The 14,440-nt window shown below is 46.1% G+C and carries 15 protein-coding genes; 1 reads left to right on the forward strand and 14 read right to left on the reverse strand.

Annotation, left to right across the window (positions count from 1 at the left end; translation table 11 throughout):
- Positions 1-3: 3 nt before the first annotated feature.
- The 3 genes from XMM312_RS11145 to XMM312_RS11155 form a co-directional block, all read right to left on the reverse strand.
- On the reverse strand, positions 4-1,392 hold the full coding sequence (locus XMM312_RS11145) for a conjugal transfer protein TraH (protein WP_102887296.1): 1,389 nt from the start codon (positions 1,390-1,392) through the stop codon (positions 4-6).
- A 2-nt stretch (positions 1,393-1,394) separates the two neighbouring features.
- Positions 1,395-2,339 (reverse strand): thioredoxin family protein, encoded by a 945-nt coding sequence (locus tag XMM312_RS11150; protein WP_102887295.1) that lies wholly within the window; start codon positions 2,337-2,339, stop codon positions 1,395-1,397.
- A gap of 203 nt (positions 2,340-2,542) precedes the next feature.
- Complete coding sequence (locus tag XMM312_RS11155) at positions 2,543-3,607, reverse strand: hypothetical protein (RefSeq protein ID WP_102887294.1); 1,065 nt, start codon at positions 3,605-3,607, stop codon at positions 2,543-2,545.
- A gap of 165 nt (positions 3,608-3,772) precedes the next feature.
- On the opposite strand from XMM312_RS11155, the gene XMM312_RS11160 reads away from it, so the two are divergent.
- Positions 3,773-4,999: a tyrosine-type recombinase/integrase gene (locus tag XMM312_RS11160; protein WP_371743489.1), complete on the forward strand. Its 1,227-nt coding sequence runs from the start codon at positions 3,773-3,775 to the stop codon at positions 4,997-4,999.
- 16 nt (positions 5,000-5,015) lie between these two features.
- Here XMM312_RS11160 and XMM312_RS11165 read toward each other — a convergent pair whose 3' ends face one another.
- The 11 genes from XMM312_RS11165 to XMM312_RS11215 all read right to left on the reverse strand — a co-directional run bounded on the left by XMM312_RS11165 (position 5,016) and on the right by XMM312_RS11215 (position 14,384).
- The gene (locus XMM312_RS11165) at positions 5,016-5,210 is read right to left on the reverse strand and encodes an AlpA family transcriptional regulator (protein ID WP_000127614.1); all 195 of its coding nucleotides are present in this window, start codon (positions 5,208-5,210) and stop codon (positions 5,016-5,018) included.
- A gap of 216 nt (positions 5,211-5,426) precedes the next feature.
- Positions 5,427-6,641: a type II toxin-antitoxin system HipA family toxin gene (locus XMM312_RS11170; protein ID WP_173489268.1), complete on the reverse strand. Its 1,215-nt coding sequence runs from the start codon at positions 6,639-6,641 to the stop codon at positions 5,427-5,429.
- Positions 6,634-6,954: a helix-turn-helix domain-containing protein gene (locus tag XMM312_RS11175; protein ID WP_000122829.1), complete on the reverse strand. Its 321-nt coding sequence runs from the start codon at positions 6,952-6,954 to the stop codon at positions 6,634-6,636. Before XMM312_RS11175 ends, XMM312_RS11170 begins: the two co-directional genes overlap by 8 nt.
- Before the next feature lie 962 nt (positions 6,955-7,916).
- Entirely contained in the window at positions 7,917-8,867 is a 951-nt protein-coding gene (gene rfbD / locus XMM312_RS11180; protein WP_173483429.1) for a dTDP-4-dehydrorhamnose reductase, read from the reverse strand.
- Between the two features lie 78 nt (positions 8,868-8,945).
- Complete coding sequence (locus tag XMM312_RS11185) at positions 8,946-9,335, reverse strand: hypothetical protein (RefSeq protein ID WP_173489269.1); 390 nt, start codon at positions 9,333-9,335, stop codon at positions 8,946-8,948.
- Between the two features lie 6 nt (positions 9,336-9,341).
- Positions 9,342-10,067 (reverse strand): lysophospholipid acyltransferase family protein, encoded by a 726-nt coding sequence (locus XMM312_RS11190; RefSeq protein ID WP_173483431.1) that lies wholly within the window; start codon positions 10,065-10,067, stop codon positions 9,342-9,344.
- Positions 10,068-10,071: 4 nt separating this feature from the next.
- A complete protein-coding gene (gene moaD / locus XMM312_RS11195; RefSeq protein ID WP_173483432.1) occupies positions 10,072-10,326 on the reverse strand; it encodes a molybdopterin converting factor subunit 1 in 255 nt (84 codons plus the stop codon).
- A 20-nt stretch (positions 10,327-10,346) separates the two neighbouring features.
- Positions 10,347-10,823 (reverse strand): cyclic pyranopterin monophosphate synthase MoaC, encoded by a 477-nt coding sequence (gene moaC / locus XMM312_RS11200; protein ID WP_173482231.1) that lies wholly within the window; start codon positions 10,821-10,823, stop codon positions 10,347-10,349.
- A complete protein-coding gene (locus tag XMM312_RS11205; protein ID WP_173482230.1) occupies positions 10,823-11,944 on the reverse strand; it encodes a 1-acyl-sn-glycerol-3-phosphate acyltransferase in 1,122 nt (373 codons plus the stop codon). The genes moaC and XMM312_RS11205 overlap by 1 nt, the downstream gene beginning before the upstream one ends.
- Positions 11,945-12,077: 133 nt before the next feature.
- On the reverse strand, positions 12,078-13,697 hold the full coding sequence (locus XMM312_RS11210; RefSeq protein ID WP_173489270.1) for a TRAP transporter large permease: 1,620 nt from the start codon (positions 13,695-13,697) through the stop codon (positions 12,078-12,080).
- Positions 13,698-13,709: 12 nt separating this feature from the next.
- Positions 13,710-14,384 carry a TRAP transporter small permease gene (locus tag XMM312_RS11215; protein WP_371731479.1) on the reverse strand — a complete coding sequence of 225 codons (675 nt, stop codon included), beginning with the start codon at positions 14,382-14,384 and terminating at the stop codon, positions 13,710-13,712.
- Between the last annotated feature and the right edge of the window lie 56 nt (positions 14,385-14,440).

The following is a 14,440-nucleotide window of genomic DNA, read 5'->3' on the forward strand; positions in this document are numbered from 1 at the left end:
GACCTATTCCCCCAGTGCCGTAGATTTAACGGTGTAATAACGCTGTTTGCGAATGGTCTGAATCACCTGGTTAAAATGCGCCAGCAATTCTTGCTCTGAGCCGTATCTTCGCTGCAACGCAGCGTACTCCTCATTGATTTGGCGACGTGCACGTTCAAGGTCTTCCGTTAATAACTTCGCATAGGCATGATCTTCCACACCGGAGGTACTTCTAGCTGCATTGAGCATGTCTTCAACCAATGCTTGGGCCATCTCAACAGCAATAAATGGCGCAGCTCTTGAAGCAAACGACCTAGCAGCCCCTTCATTTAATGCAGAAAGTGTTCGAATCATGCCGCCAATGCTTGCAGGAGCCGAGGTCATAAAAGCTTTTTCAGTGGTGCTAGCTGCCCCTGTATTTCGAGCAAATTTAAAAATAATGCCGTTACTAGAACCTGTACCTAGAAGTAAATTTTCTACCTGGGTTGATAACCCAGTAAGAGTCACGTTAGTAATTGTCGGGTTCAGACAACCGTCTTGCGTCACTGTGTCACATCGGTACATAGCGACGTTACCGCCGTGAATTAGATGCTCAATAGTCACTTTATTGCCATTCAGCCTGGTCAGTTTTGGGGCTTTACCTTGGCCATCAGCGGCATTAGCTAGATCACCAACAATGATCGAACCCGTCACAGACATAACCGCTTCTAGAAAACGGTCATCCCCCGATGCAAACCAGCTTGATGCAGAGTGACGTTTCAGTGCTCGCCAAACCAAGTTGCCTTTAATCGTTTTGTTCACATCAGATGCCGCGACACTTGAAGCATTCTCGTAAGGGTTCTTACCATTGGATTCACTCCAACTGGTAAAAATGTCTCCAGCCCCTTTAAGTGAGCTCAACATGCTGGCTTCTGTTTGCCCCTTCTTACCAAAGGCGGCCAGGGTATCGTTCACGACTCCCTGAGCCATTTGACAGGAATTGCCAAAATACTCGTTCAACTGCTGGATTTTCTTTTGCAGAGTCTCCATGTGCTGGGAACATTTCTCACACATAGCACTGAGCGCCAATTGGAATGCGTATCCCTTGGCATTTGCCGCTACAGAGCGAAGTAATTGAACAAACTGATCTGCATTAACAAATGACAAACTTCCAGCGAACATATCAATGCCGCCACAACCGGCTTGGAATGACGGAGGCACCATAGAGACGAGGTTCTCGTTCATGATCCTGTTACGAACAACAACACTTCCGCCAGATATAACGCCACGCCGCTGACTCTCGAATACACCAGGCGCAGTGCTGTTGGTCATTGAACCAAATAACTGGTTCATCTCCTGTTGCAAGCTTGCTTGGCTCATAGACGAAAAACCAATCGCACAGACGATTAGCGATACTCGTAATACTTTTTTCATCGTTATAACCCTCCTTGTGCACGCAGATAGCGAACAAGGAACTCAGGGTCCTGTAATATCTTCTCGTTAAGCTCTTGGGCTGACATCGCGAGTGACACGCCGGGCTGAACAGGTCTGGTGGCATAGTAAGTTTGATCGTCAATCCAACCGGCTTGATGGGCTGCGAGAATAATTCGATTATTGAGCTCATCAAGGCTCATTGCGCCTTGGCCAATCGGAGTGATGACATTAGGCGGATCAACTAAGAATACGGCAGGGACAGTCGTAACGGACAAGGATTGAGCTTGTCCTGAATCGACTTTGTAATTAGGAAACTCTCCACCCGGTAAAGGCAAGCCATCGACTGCAATAGCAAACACCTCGAAACCATAGTTCAAAGCCATTGATTCGATGATAGGCGCTTGAGCATGGCAGTAAGGGCAATCAGAACGATAGAAGAAGAATAAGCCAGCCCGTTTTGCTACTTCACCTAAAGCAATATCTCGTTGAGCGCCAGCTTCTCGATCCATCCGATTGGCAGCATAGGTAGCCAAGGGTCTGCGACTGATTTCATCCAAAACTGGATCGCCCATGACTACCTGCTGACTAACATCAGCAAACTGTGAGCCCTTATCCATCATGACGCGCTGGAGATACAGATAGGCTCTGACGTTCTCATTCGTCGGCTCATCAATTGCCTTGTCCATGAACGACTGCATGTGCTCACGAAACCAGGCAGCACTGAAAGGCTTTAGCCCGCTCTGACTCGACTCTGCCGCACCAGATTCCGGCTTAATAAGCTCTTCAGCCTCCGCTGGCTCAGGAATGACCTGATACCAAAACCAGCCTTCCTGACCACGCTGATAGAATGGCTCGTCACTGGCATAGGCGGGTAAGATGAATAGAAAGAAAATAATGATTGGGATGGTCACCCATAGGATAAACCAAGGTAACAAAGGCGTTCTCATTGTCAGCTCCAGAAAATTTCATAGAGCTAACATGCTAATGATCCCGGTAAGAGCGATTGGCCAGATAGATGAAGGAATTGTGTGTGTTTCTGACTAGCTGTTGTGACTAGTAACAACAGCTAACGTTAATGAACAAAAGATATGATTTTACGCTTTGAGCGAAAGGCTAAGCCTCAGCATAGCCATCACTTTTATCTCAAAGATTAAGAGATAAGCTTTTGAGCAACAGTTTTTAGTTTAAGTTTTAAGTCGTCAGAAATAATTGGAAGCGCTACACCGTCATCGCCAACAGCTACTGCTGGCCCATAATCATCATAATCTTCACCAGTGTCAGCATTGATTGCCCTGTAACAATCTTTGGTTACGTCGATATCATCCTGTAGACCAACGTAATACCAAAACCACTTTTCAGTTTCACTAATCGTAGCTTCGATTATTTCAATCAACCCTTCGCGTGACGGAGCAACAATCATTTCAGCTTTTAGCCAATCAAGATAAAAACTAATTGGGATTACTGGCTCATCTTCGTCATGACAATGCAAAGCATATCCAATAGCCTCAATCACAACATAAGGATCATCATAAAAATAGCCACTCCAGCAGTGGCTATGGCCGTCACCACATTGATCATAGATTGGTTTCAACGATGAAGGAATTGGAAATACCGCATCATTACTGTTTTCAAATTTCTTTAATACCAGCGTTAAAAGCTCTCGATAAGGGACGATTTTCTGGTATTGCTCAGCAACGTCAGACTGAATTACATTAAGCGAATGACCAGCTAGTTTTTTGTTATACCAGAACTCGCCACTTCTGTTATCCGGATTGCCTTCATATTCAGCCAATAATGTCGCAGCTACAACAAGACCAACCAATATCGCTTCTGAGTCATTTGCATCTATGAATGAGGTTAAAACACCTAGCATTCGTGTTTCACCTAATGCTTCTTCAAAAGAAGCCTCAGCATAAAATGCATAAACATCATCTAAAGAGATAATGTTAAATTGCTCCCAAGCTTGCTGGATTCGCTGGCATACTTGAAGCGTAACACCTGCATCAAAATCCAAAGCTTGCAAGCGCTCAAAGCACTGTCTATTTGCGATCTCAAGGTTTTCAACTCTATATTCAGAGGCAACTTGAAATGCCGCGTAGCTTTTAAAGCCGCAAAATGCTGCGAACGCTTCGTATAAATGGCTTTTCTTTATTGATGGAATTGCTGTTTTTAACTCAGAATGAGCCGTAAAAATGATGGGTTTTAAACTTTTCATATACATATCCATATGCTTGAGACAGTTATTAACCGTTATCAATCATTGCTACACACGATTACAACATGATCTCTCAAGCCATGTATGTATAATTAAAATTTAAGTAAATATTGGGTTCTCTATACGCCTTTTCAGGTCAATTTGCTGTTTTTCACTCGTGTGCAAGTGTGGCTAGCGCCACTAAAAAATAAAGAAGCAAAAGAAACCGTAGTAAAAGCCGACCGAGATGGGCTAAGTGCTCGCGTATCGCCCAAGGGCAAAATTGTTTTTCAGTTTCGTTATCGGTTCGATGGCAAGCAACAGCGGGTAGACATAGGTACTTACCCACTTATGAAACTTGCTGAAGCCAGGAATGAGCTGGATAGGTTAAGAGCGGTGCTCGACCAGGGCAGAAACCCCAAGCTCTACCTACAGCAGGAACGGGCCAAGTATTCTGCCAATCAAAGCTTCGAATCGATTTTTCGAGACTGGATAGACTCTGCCGGTAAGCAAGGGCTAAAGGAGAAAACGTGGCACTACCAAAAACGCAGCAGTGAAATATATTTGCTGCCCCGACTTGGCAAGTACCCATTAACTGACATCAATGAATTGTCCTTGCGTAACTGTCTTCGTGAGGTTTCGGAGTCGTCCCCTTCAAACACAGAACGCCTAGTGTCTGTGCTGCATAAGTTTTATGACTGGCTGATTGATGAACAAATTTTGGAAATTAACGCTGCCGCTGGGATCACAGCAAAAAAGGTTGGCGGTAAGAAAGGCAAACGAACTCGGGTGCTAAATGACAACGAGATCAGGATACTTTGGCGATATTTGCATGAGTCAAAAATCACTGAGAAGAATCGCATCTACATAAAACTGCTTCTGCTATTGGGCGGTCGCAAGGGCGAACTCATTCAAGCTGAAAAGCATCACTTTGACTTGCAATCAGCAATGTGGACAGTGCCTATAGAGATCCGCAAACAAGGTGAGAAAATTGGAGCGCCGATCATGCGGCCATTAATCAAACCAGCTATCGAGCTGATTGAACTGGCGATGCAAATGAGTAAATCAACTTACTTGTTTCCCGCTAACGGGCAAGAAGAACTTGCCACAAATGGCTTTGATACCACTATTCCTAACAATGTGAAAATCTGGGCTCGCAGATCGCTTGGTATTGAGATGGAACACTGGTCTATGCATGATCTTCGAAGAACGATGCGAACGCGAATGTCTGCCATCACGACGCAAGAAGTTGCCGAGTTGATGATTGGCCACAGCAAAAAGGGGTTGGATGCTATCTACAACCAATATCAGTACCTGGATGAAATGCGTCATGCTTACGACGTTTGGTATCAACAACTAGAGACCATCATTGAGCCGACAGGCTTTCCATTCAACTGGCGTTTCGGACAATAAAATAAAAGAAAGAGGCTCAGTCCTCTTTCTTCTCATACTCCTCCAAATCTTCAATGTGCCACAGCTTGTTTCGTGTATTTCGGTTGATACGAGGTTGCGGCAAGCTGCCATCTTTTATTCTTCGCCAGAGCGTCGTATAGCTAATGTGGTAACGAGCCATCACTTCGTAAGATGTTAGAAAAGGGGTTACCTGGTGCGCTACTGCTGTCATCTGCATTCTCCTGAAAATCAATGTAAAGCTATCATCGCCTGATTCATCACTTGTTGATGGTCAGAAAGATGCATGATTTGTTCAGAAGATCAGCCTTATCATGACACCGGTATCATTGTGCAGTTTACCAAATTTCCAGTTTACGGCGAAAAGCGCCGTAAAATCGCATTAAGTTAAACCATCTTTATCGATATGCACGCTCTAGCTACTAGGAATTTAGCGTAGCGGTATACTTCGTAAGTGCATTTCGATGGCTTCAATCACTGACTTAGTGAGGGGTAAATGCGCTTTTTCTTTCGCCCATACCTCATGGAAGCCTGCTACGGTTTGCTTTGCAGTATCTAACACCAATTTTTCTGGCAACATGGCTTTAGCCGCTAAGTGTGATAGCTCATCCAGCGTGAAATCGCTGAATTTCTTGCTACGGCTCACCTTCAGCGATGCACTATCATCGGGGATATAAGGAATGGTTGAAACAAAGTCATAAGCAGGTGCAATAGACGCAGTGCGCTTATCTTTGTAAATCACAGACCAATTCTTCAAATGCATATCGGCATTGCCAATTAGCGTGTTGAACACCAATCGGCGAGTAAATTCAGCAATGTCTTCGTCTTGCCCTTCAATACCGATAACCTGAGCAATATTTCGCATACTGGCTTTTTTGTATTTATCTTGAGGATAGACGCCAAACACTTGCGCAAAGTCCTCAATGTGAACAGCTTGACCATCTGCACGGTCAAAACGCTTGATCACAAAAGCGCTATCTCCAAATTTGCCAATGCCATTTGGGATATTAGTAATCCGATTAATAGGGAGTAGCTGCGTTTCTGGCACGTCCATTCCCAACATTCGAGCCAGTTCCATCATTGAATATTCATTTTCTGGCACAGCTTCAAATCGAGACGACGGTAATTTTACAATCCAAGAGCCACCTTGACCGGTTGCTGGGATCGTCAAACCGCCATTTGCCTGCTGCACAGCTGAAAACTTCAATTGCACTCCCGCTAATGAAAAACGCATTGGCCCATCTGTCTTCGTTTCATCTTCTATGTCTTGATACACATTAGGTGGTAAGGCTTCACCATCCGCAGGCTCAACCGTGATCGCTCCAGCCAGATCCTGCCCCAGTACCCACAATAGAAAAAATTCCCGTGCTGGGTTCACACCAGCACGCTCAGCCAGGTAATTACGCATGGTTTCTTCTGGTAAAAGGTTGGAGAAAAACGGGGTTAACTTAGTTTGGGTAGGTTTGAAGCTAGTCAGCAGGCCACCGAGCGAATCTTTAAAGCCAAGCCCTAACACAGGCCGCGATTCGTCATTAATGTACGAATCCATAAAGGCAAAAAGTGTTCTGTCATTACCCACGTTGGTGATCGTTGCGATCGGTTCACCATAGAGCAACACGTTGAGCGTAGAGACATGGTTAGTCATCGTCGTCTTCCTCTAACTGATACGCGGGCGACATTGGCTCACCCTCATCGCTGATGCCGTTAATACCTTGGCCACTTCGAATGATCGACTTGATGGCAGGTACAGACTTTTTAGGCGCAACCAATAGCTCTAGGTCTAGTACACGGGCAAGTGCAATCAAACTGGATATTCTTAAATCAACACTGCCAGACTCGATTTTCGAAATATGGCTTTGAGGCACACCCGAACGAGCACTTAACTCTCTCTGGCTAAACCCCTTTCGTACCCGAGCTTCTCGAAGACTTTCTAGTATCTGCTCTGTTACATAGCTCATTTCGATACGCCTTAATGCATCACTTAAGAATAATTATATACAAAAACATATCACAGTAACTCAAATAACACAAATTCGATTAGCCATTACATATCAAAAGCAATGACCTGATACATAATTACATATAAGTAGAAGGAGATTTTTGTCATCGACAAAAGAGCGATACTCTCGCTGATAATCGCGAACTGACGCATCAAACTCCCTAAGTACTTTTGTCGCTCAGCCCTTATACAGCAAGGGCTACAGAAGAACTCGCGTCAAATCGCCAGAAGATAAGTGCAACAAAGAGGAAGTTTGTACACAGTTACAGGAAATTTTGTACACACAAGTCGAAAAACAAGTGCAAAATGATGGTGTAAACAGCAACTAAATTTGAAGGTAAGTCTGATATCTCAATTAGAAATAACCGTATTGGTTCGCTTCAAGCATCTTCAAAAACAAACACTAAAGCAAAAATTACACCAACAATAAACTCCCTCATTAAATTTTGTAATTTGGTACAGAAGAAAACATTTACCAAAAAAGAGACTCTTTTTAACGGTAGTACTTTTTACGTCAAACCCAGTAACCACAAGGCCTACAGACAGGTTTGTGTCATGGAATTTTCGCCAAAGGCCTCTAAAACGGAATTTGTACTCAAGTTTGTACACACTTTCCGAGGTTACGCTTGAACATCATTGAAAAGCAAATAAACGAGAAAAAGACAAAAAGCCTTTAAATTCAGTACGTAGAGATGTGATTGTGGTGTGCAATGAAAGGTGATTTTAAGCGTTGAAAGGCTGGGCGGCATCAGGGTGGGAGATGATTGCAAAAGTGCGGCGGTTAGCCACTTGATCGTGAACTGCGTTTGACATGAATCGTTCTTCTAGAAAATTGAAAAGAGCCGTCGCTCAGAATTGGCGCGTATTTTCGCTGATTCTAAGCGATTAGACAAACGACTCGACCGTTTTAGAGCAGATTGACTAGGAACCTAGCTCTTCCGCTTTGGTTTCTACCGTCGGTTGAGGCACTTTACTGCCATCTTCACCGTAGATTTCACGAATCAGTCTTTGCAGGTCGACGCGCCATGGACGTTGACGAATACCGAAGGTATTCAAAATCTTCTTACAGGTCAGCACGGATGAAGTTGGGCGTTCGGCCCCCTCCTCTTCTGCGCCAGCCACCGGGCGAATTTTACGAACCGCCAGCTCCTCATATTGGCCAGCAGCAGCGATGATCGCCTCAGTAAATCGGTAGCGCGTTGTGATCTCTGCACCGGAGTAGTGGTAGGTACCCCAGTGATCAGCACCCTCTTCCAACTGTTGGATAATCGCCAAAATTACTCGAGCCACATCATGCGCAGCGGTTGGGCATCCACGTCGATCATCCACCGCTTCAATGGTTTTATACTCACGCGCTTTATCGAGCATTTTGGTCAGATAGTTGACTCCGGACTCACTGAATACCCAGCTGATTCTAAGAATAATGTGTTTAGGTTGATAAGCTCTAACATGCTCTTCACCGCGCAGTTTTGACTCACCAAAGGCTCCTAAAGGAGCCGGCTCATCCAGTTCAGTATAGCCACTCGCATAGTGACCATCGAACACGTAATCAGACGAGATATGGATAATTGGAATACTAAGGTCACTGCAGGCTTTAGCCAGATTAAGAGGCCCATCCGCATTAATTGCAAAGGCTTTGCCTGGGTGGGCATCGGCCGCATCAACCTGATTGAAACCGGCACCATTAAGAACGTAATGTGGAAGTACATCCGCCAATTTGGCTTCAATGGCAGCCGGATCAGTCACATCAAAACTGCGATGGTTGACGGGGATTATTTCGATATTTTCTAGCTTTTCAGCGACACGACAAAACGCTCGGCCAATCTGCCCTTCCGAACCGGTTACTAAAATTCTAATTTTATCGCCGTACAACTCTGAATCACTCCAACAACCATTAATATGAGTTTAAAAAGGAGAAACCGGCAGTGCAACCAGTAATTGCTGCTTCAGTCACACCCTTGCAGGTTGTGACTGTTGTGCGATCATTTCGATCAGAACTTGAGAGGTTAGATAACGCGCTTTGTCATTACTGCGTAAGCTGATAACCGAATCTAGAACATCGCACGCAGCGATTGAGATCTGTTTTTCCAGCAACACTTGAGCAACCTTAGCAAACTGATCACTCGACAGCCGGGTAAAGTCATAGACTTTACTGAGTAGAAGCAGATCGCCCGACTTCAATTTATCCAAAATCTTTAAGAGCTGAATGGGTTCAGAGGTCTCTTCAAAGGCCACTGAATCAAGCTCGATACCGGCCACTCGAGCACTGTCAGCCAATCGAGCCTGAAGCTGGGCTTTACCTTCATCGCCATGTATTGAGGCGTATCCAAACAGTGACATAGATCCTTAGGCTTTGATGCGTGTAAGACTTTCTTCAAGCCAGTCTACAGAATCCTTATGCACTTCTTCAACAGTTCTCTCTGTCGTTTCGATAGGTTTACTTATAAGAACATCAACCGTACCAGGGTGCTTAATAAAACCCTTTCCTGGCCAGAAACGACCCGCATTATGAGCGATGGCGACTAGAGGAACTTCACTGCTCACAGCCAACATAGCTCCACCTTTATTCCAACGACCTAATTCACCCACCGGAAGTCGGGTACCCTGAGGAAAAATAAGGATGGGCACACCCGCAGACAATTTTGCCTTACCTTGGTCCAGCAGTTGTTTTAGTGCGCCTCGACGTTTACTGCGATCAAGAGCGATCGGTTCTAGCAGAGCAAGCGCCCAACCAAAAAATGGGATTTTCAGTAACTCCTGCTTAAGGACCACCACCTGTGGCTGGATCAACAGCTGAAAATAGATCGTCTCCCACTCACTCTGGTGATTAGATATCGCAACATAAGCACCCGATGCAGGGAGGTTTTCTCGCCCCTGAACATTGACCTTAACGCCACAACAGACTCGTAGCCAAACAATATAGAAGTTATTGATCGCGGTTACAAAATAGAATCTTGGTTTAAACGGCAGTGCACGAGCAACCACCAGACAGAGTGATGCCCAGACGATCGTCACTGGATAGAAGCCTGCGTAATAGCAGAGCGCACGAACAAACCCAATCAGCTTAGTCACTGCATCAACCCCCTGTCACAGGCGGGAAGAAGGCGACTTCATCACCCTCTTTAATGGGAGCACTTCTATCAGACATCTCATGGTTCACCGCAACCAAAACCGTCGACCCATTAATGGTTGAAGACCACTCTTCCCCGTGCATTGTCGAAAGATGATCAATCAAAGAGTCGACTGAACTGATACCTTCAGGAAGGCCGATACTCTCTTCAGAGCGACCGATGCGATCTTTTAAACTGGCGAAATAGACAATTTTTAACATGTAGCTTCCAAATAGTGCTGTTATTCAGCAATCCAGTGGCCCGATTTACCACCCTTTTTCTCTTGCAGAGAGACTTGATCGATCACCATACCTTTATCGACCGCCTTACACATATCATAAAGTGTCAAACCGGCCACAGAGACAGCGGTCAGCGCTTCCATCTCAACACCCGTCTGGCCACTCAATTTGCAGATCGCGCTGATCTCAACACAGCTCTCTGCTTCATTCGGCGTCAGCTCAACTTTCACACTCGACAACATCAGAGGGTGGCACATTGGAATGAGGTCGGAAGTACGTTTAGCCGCCATGATCCCAGCAATACGTGCTGTCGCCAGTACATCACCCTTTTTATGACCGCCATTGACGATCATTGAGAGAGTCTCTGGCAACATGGTCACACGACCATAGGCTCTTGCTTCACGGAAGCTAACCTCTTTTTCAGAGACATCGACCATTCGAGCCTGACCCTTCTCATCGATATGAGTAAACTCTGACATCAGTGGCTCTCCGTTTGCGCATTGTTGTAGTTTAAAACCGGTTTAGCGTACATCGCTTTCAAAATATCTTTAGCAGCGCCATCAACCTGACTCAGCCTTGACTCAAGTAACGCCAGCCCCTCATCAGTTGCTTCACCTGCAGCGGCTAGATTGGTGGCATGCAAGCGGTAATTTTGGTGTATCTGACGGTCAATTTCTGCCGCCAGCTCTTCTGCCGATTCAAATTCACCTCGAATAGGCTCACCAAAGCCTACATGAACGCGGCCTTTGTCACCGACAATCCCTTTGACGATACTCTGAATATCTTCGAACTCACTCTTCTCATAAGTTCCGCCCTCAGCTTTGGCAGCCAACTCATTGGCTTTAGCCGAGTCACAAGGGTCTAGTTCGTATGCGATAGATACTGGGACAATATTGAGTCGCTCCACCATCTCAGAGAAGCTACGTTGCTTACGCTGAGACATATAGAACATTTTCAGTAGCGCTGGATCTGTACGATCGTCACCATCTTTCGCACGCCCTTCGCGCTGAGCGATCCAGACGGAATGTCCCGTGGTGACACTGTGATCGATGTAACTAGAGAGCTGAGTTAAGGCCGTCATCATCTCACGTCCTTTAGCAGAACGGTTGACGATAAACGACTTGTTCAAACGCATCAGATCTGACACGTAAGGCTTACGCAGCAGGTTATCACCGATCGCAATTCGGACTGTGTCCATCCCTGCATGGTAGAGCATCCAATTCACGAACGCTGGATCCATAGCAATGTCGCGATGATTAGAGACAAACAGATAAGCATCCTCTTTATCGAGCTTATCCAATCCACTGCAACTTAACTTGGTCGTGGATCGTTTGATCATCTTGTTCATGTAGCTTTCAACAAGCTGTTGAAAATCACGAACGGTATCAACATCACCCATGCGTGCCGCTAGATACTGCTTGACGATGGGCCTTAAAAACCATCCCGCCCAACCTGAGGCTTTAGGAAACTGATACTTTGTAATGGCATCCACAAACTCATTATTGTGGAGGAGATCAAACAGAACCTGACCCACTTCATCATCGCGGTAGGGGCGAATCTCTTTATAGGGGTCGTCGTTGTTAACAGCAGTGTGACTCATAGATATCCAGTGTTATAGCAATAGGCGCTTATTTTAGAGCTTTAAGCGCTAATTAGCACCTGCCATCTACCTAAACAAAAACGGGGAGGGTTCATAGAACCATCCCCGTTTAAAAAATGAGTCGAATTAAGGACTATTTGGTCACTAATTCAGGACCCATGATGCTGTAGGGTAGCCAGGTCGAGATCGCTGGCACATAGGTCACAAGAATCAAGAAGACAAAGAGTACCGCGACAAACGGTGCGGCCGCCTTCACGACACGCGACAAGCTCATACCTGTAATCCCCGAGGTTACAAACAGGTTCAAACCGATCGGTGGTGTGATCATACCGATTTCCATGTTAACTACCATGATAATACCTAGGTGAATTGGGTCGATGCCCAACTCCATGGCAATCGGGAATACAACCGGTGCCACAATAACCAATAGACCTGATGGCTCCATGAACTGGCCACCGATCAACAACAGAATGTTGACTGCAATCAGGAATGACCACCAAGTAAAGCCCACATCGAGCATCCACTCAGTCACGTGCTGAGGAATACGCTCAGCCGATAGAGTGTGAGCGAACAACAGTGCATTGGCGATGATGAACATCAGCATCACTGTGGTTTTGGTACCCTCAAGCATGGTCTTACGGCTCTCTTCACCGAACAGTGATGGGAAGAAGGCTGTAATCAGAGTCACAAAGTTACGTTTCCAGATCGCTAAGCCTGCAACAAAGCAGTGAGCAAAACTCTCATTCATGGCGTGACTGCGCTTAATGGTGTAGAAGATGGTCAAGGCGATACTGACCACAGCACCCCAGATTGCACGCTCGCCAGCGGTTACCGTGCTATCTGGATCCGACGTCGCAAAGAACGACAGGATCATCCAGACTAAGAAGAGTGACACACCATAAACCGAACCACTGAAGCCGACTTTCGCGTGTGGCGCATCCGACTCAAGTACCCATGGCGTGTTTTTCAAAGGCCCCATATCGCGATAGATAAAGAGCGCAACAATAATTGAGTAGACCGCCGCAACAACCGCAGCCTCTGTTGGGGTGAATGCGCCTCCGTAGATACCGCCCATGATGATGACGATCAGGAACAGTCCCCAGAATGCATCCTTACCACCACGAACGATGGTACCGAAACCTTTCCACTCCTCTGCAGGCAGGTTTTTAATACGTGCAACCACGTAGATAGCCAGCATCAGCATACCGCCGGCAATTAGACCTGGAATAACACCAGCCAAGAACATACGACCTACCGACACATCCGTCGATGCCGCGTAAACGACCATAACGATAGAGGGCGGAATCAAGATACCCAAAGTACCCGCGTTTGCGATAACACCCGAAGCGAACTCTTTTGAGTAACCCACTTGGCGCATACCGGCGATAGCAATCGTACCGATCGCGACAACAGTCGCTGGCGATGAACCAGAGAGTGCAGCAAACATCATACAGGCCAATACTGACGCCATCGCAAGACCACCACGGAAGTGCCCCACTGACGCAATCGCAAAGTTAATCAAGCGTTTCGCAACACCACCGGTCGACATGAACGACGACGCGATAATGAAAAACGGGATCGCTAAAAGAGTGTAGTGTGTACCGACACCAAACAGCGAAATCGCTACAGACGACAATGAGTCTGTAGAGAAGAAAGTAATAAATAGAATTGAGGATAGGCCTAGCGCCACACCCACAGGAAGACCGATAAAGAGCAGACCCAATACCAGTGCAAATAGAATTAATGCTTCCATCAGTTCAGGCCCTTAATCTTTCAGTGCATCTTTGTGCTCATCAACAAGGTCTTCCGCCTCGTGACCAGCAATGAGGTGATGACGTGCACCGGTCCAAATACCGACAAACGCCTGCAGTGAGCGATAAGCCAACAGAGCCAAACTGATTGGCAGAATAACCAACACCAACCAACGTTGAACACGCTCTTTAACGCCGAACCACTCCATAATGAAGTCAGGCCAACGCATCTCTTCGACACCGATGTTGATCTTGTACATTTTAGCCCAGTACTCAATGGCACCACCGCGGACATCGACGCCCAAGGCTGCCAACCAAGCACTATCAAGAAGAATCAAGGCGTACATCAGCGTTGCAAAAGCTGCAAACAGCGACAACCACTTACCGACCCTGCTAGGTACCGCATTAAGAACGATATCGACACCCAAGTGGGTACCATTCTTAATACCGAAGCTCATCCCCATCAAAATCAGCCATGAGAACATCACCATGCTGAATTCAAGTGCCGCTGACCAACCGGTTCCGAAGGCGTAGCGAGCAATAACCTGACCAAAGGATACGGCCATGATCGAGAAGATGATTAGAACAAGGAAATTCTCTTCCAGTTTTTCCATAAATCTTGGGAAACGTTTCTCTAAGCCCCAGATCACTAGAATAAGAATTAAGAGGTAAAGATGCGGCCACTCCACGTCAGTACTCCAATATGTTGAGCTACATAAGCTCGAGAAAAGGAAAGGACGGGCTC

This window comes from Marinobacterium sp. xm-m-312 (assembly GCF_013283295.1).
Taxonomy (GTDB): Bacteria; Pseudomonadota; Gammaproteobacteria; order Pseudomonadales; family Balneatricaceae; genus Marinobacterium_E.

Coding starts and splice junctions, on each gene's coding strand:
- moaC (WP_173482231.1), bottom strand. CDS start 10,823: ATGTCAGAGTTTACTCATATCGATGAGAAGGGTCAGGCTCGAATGGTC.
- XMM312_RS11170 (WP_173489268.1), bottom strand. CDS start 6,641: ATGACTAACCATGTCTCTACGCTCAACGTGTTGCTCTATGGTGAACCG.
- XMM312_RS11185 (WP_173489269.1), bottom strand. CDS start 9,335: ATGTCACTGTTTGGATACGCCTCAATACATGGCGATGAAGGTAAAGCC.
- moaD (WP_173483432.1), bottom strand. CDS start 10,326: ATGTTAAAAATTGTCTATTTCGCCAGTTTAAAAGATCGCATCGGTCGC.
- XMM312_RS11145 (WP_102887296.1), bottom strand. CDS start 1,392: ATGAAAAAAGTATTACGAGTATCGCTAATCGTCTGTGCGATTGGTTTT.
- XMM312_RS11205 (WP_173482230.1), bottom strand. CDS start 11,944: ATGAGTCACACTGCTGTTAACAACGACGACCCCTATAAAGAGATTCGC.
- XMM312_RS11165 (WP_000127614.1), bottom strand. CDS start 5,210: ATGACAGCAGTAGCGCACCAGGTAACCCCTTTTCTAACATCTTACGAA.
- XMM312_RS11210 (WP_173489270.1), bottom strand. CDS start 13,697: ATGGAAGCATTAATTCTATTTGCACTGGTATTGGGTCTGCTCTTTATC.
- XMM312_RS11175 (WP_000122829.1), bottom strand. CDS start 6,954: ATGAGCTATGTAACAGAGCAGATACTAGAAAGTCTTCGAGAAGCTCGG.
- XMM312_RS11150 (WP_102887295.1), bottom strand. CDS start 2,339: ATGAGAACGCCTTTGTTACCTTGGTTTATCCTATGGGTGACCATCCCA.
- XMM312_RS11155 (WP_102887294.1), bottom strand. CDS start 3,607: ATGAAAAGTTTAAAACCCATCATTTTTACGGCTCATTCTGAGTTAAAA.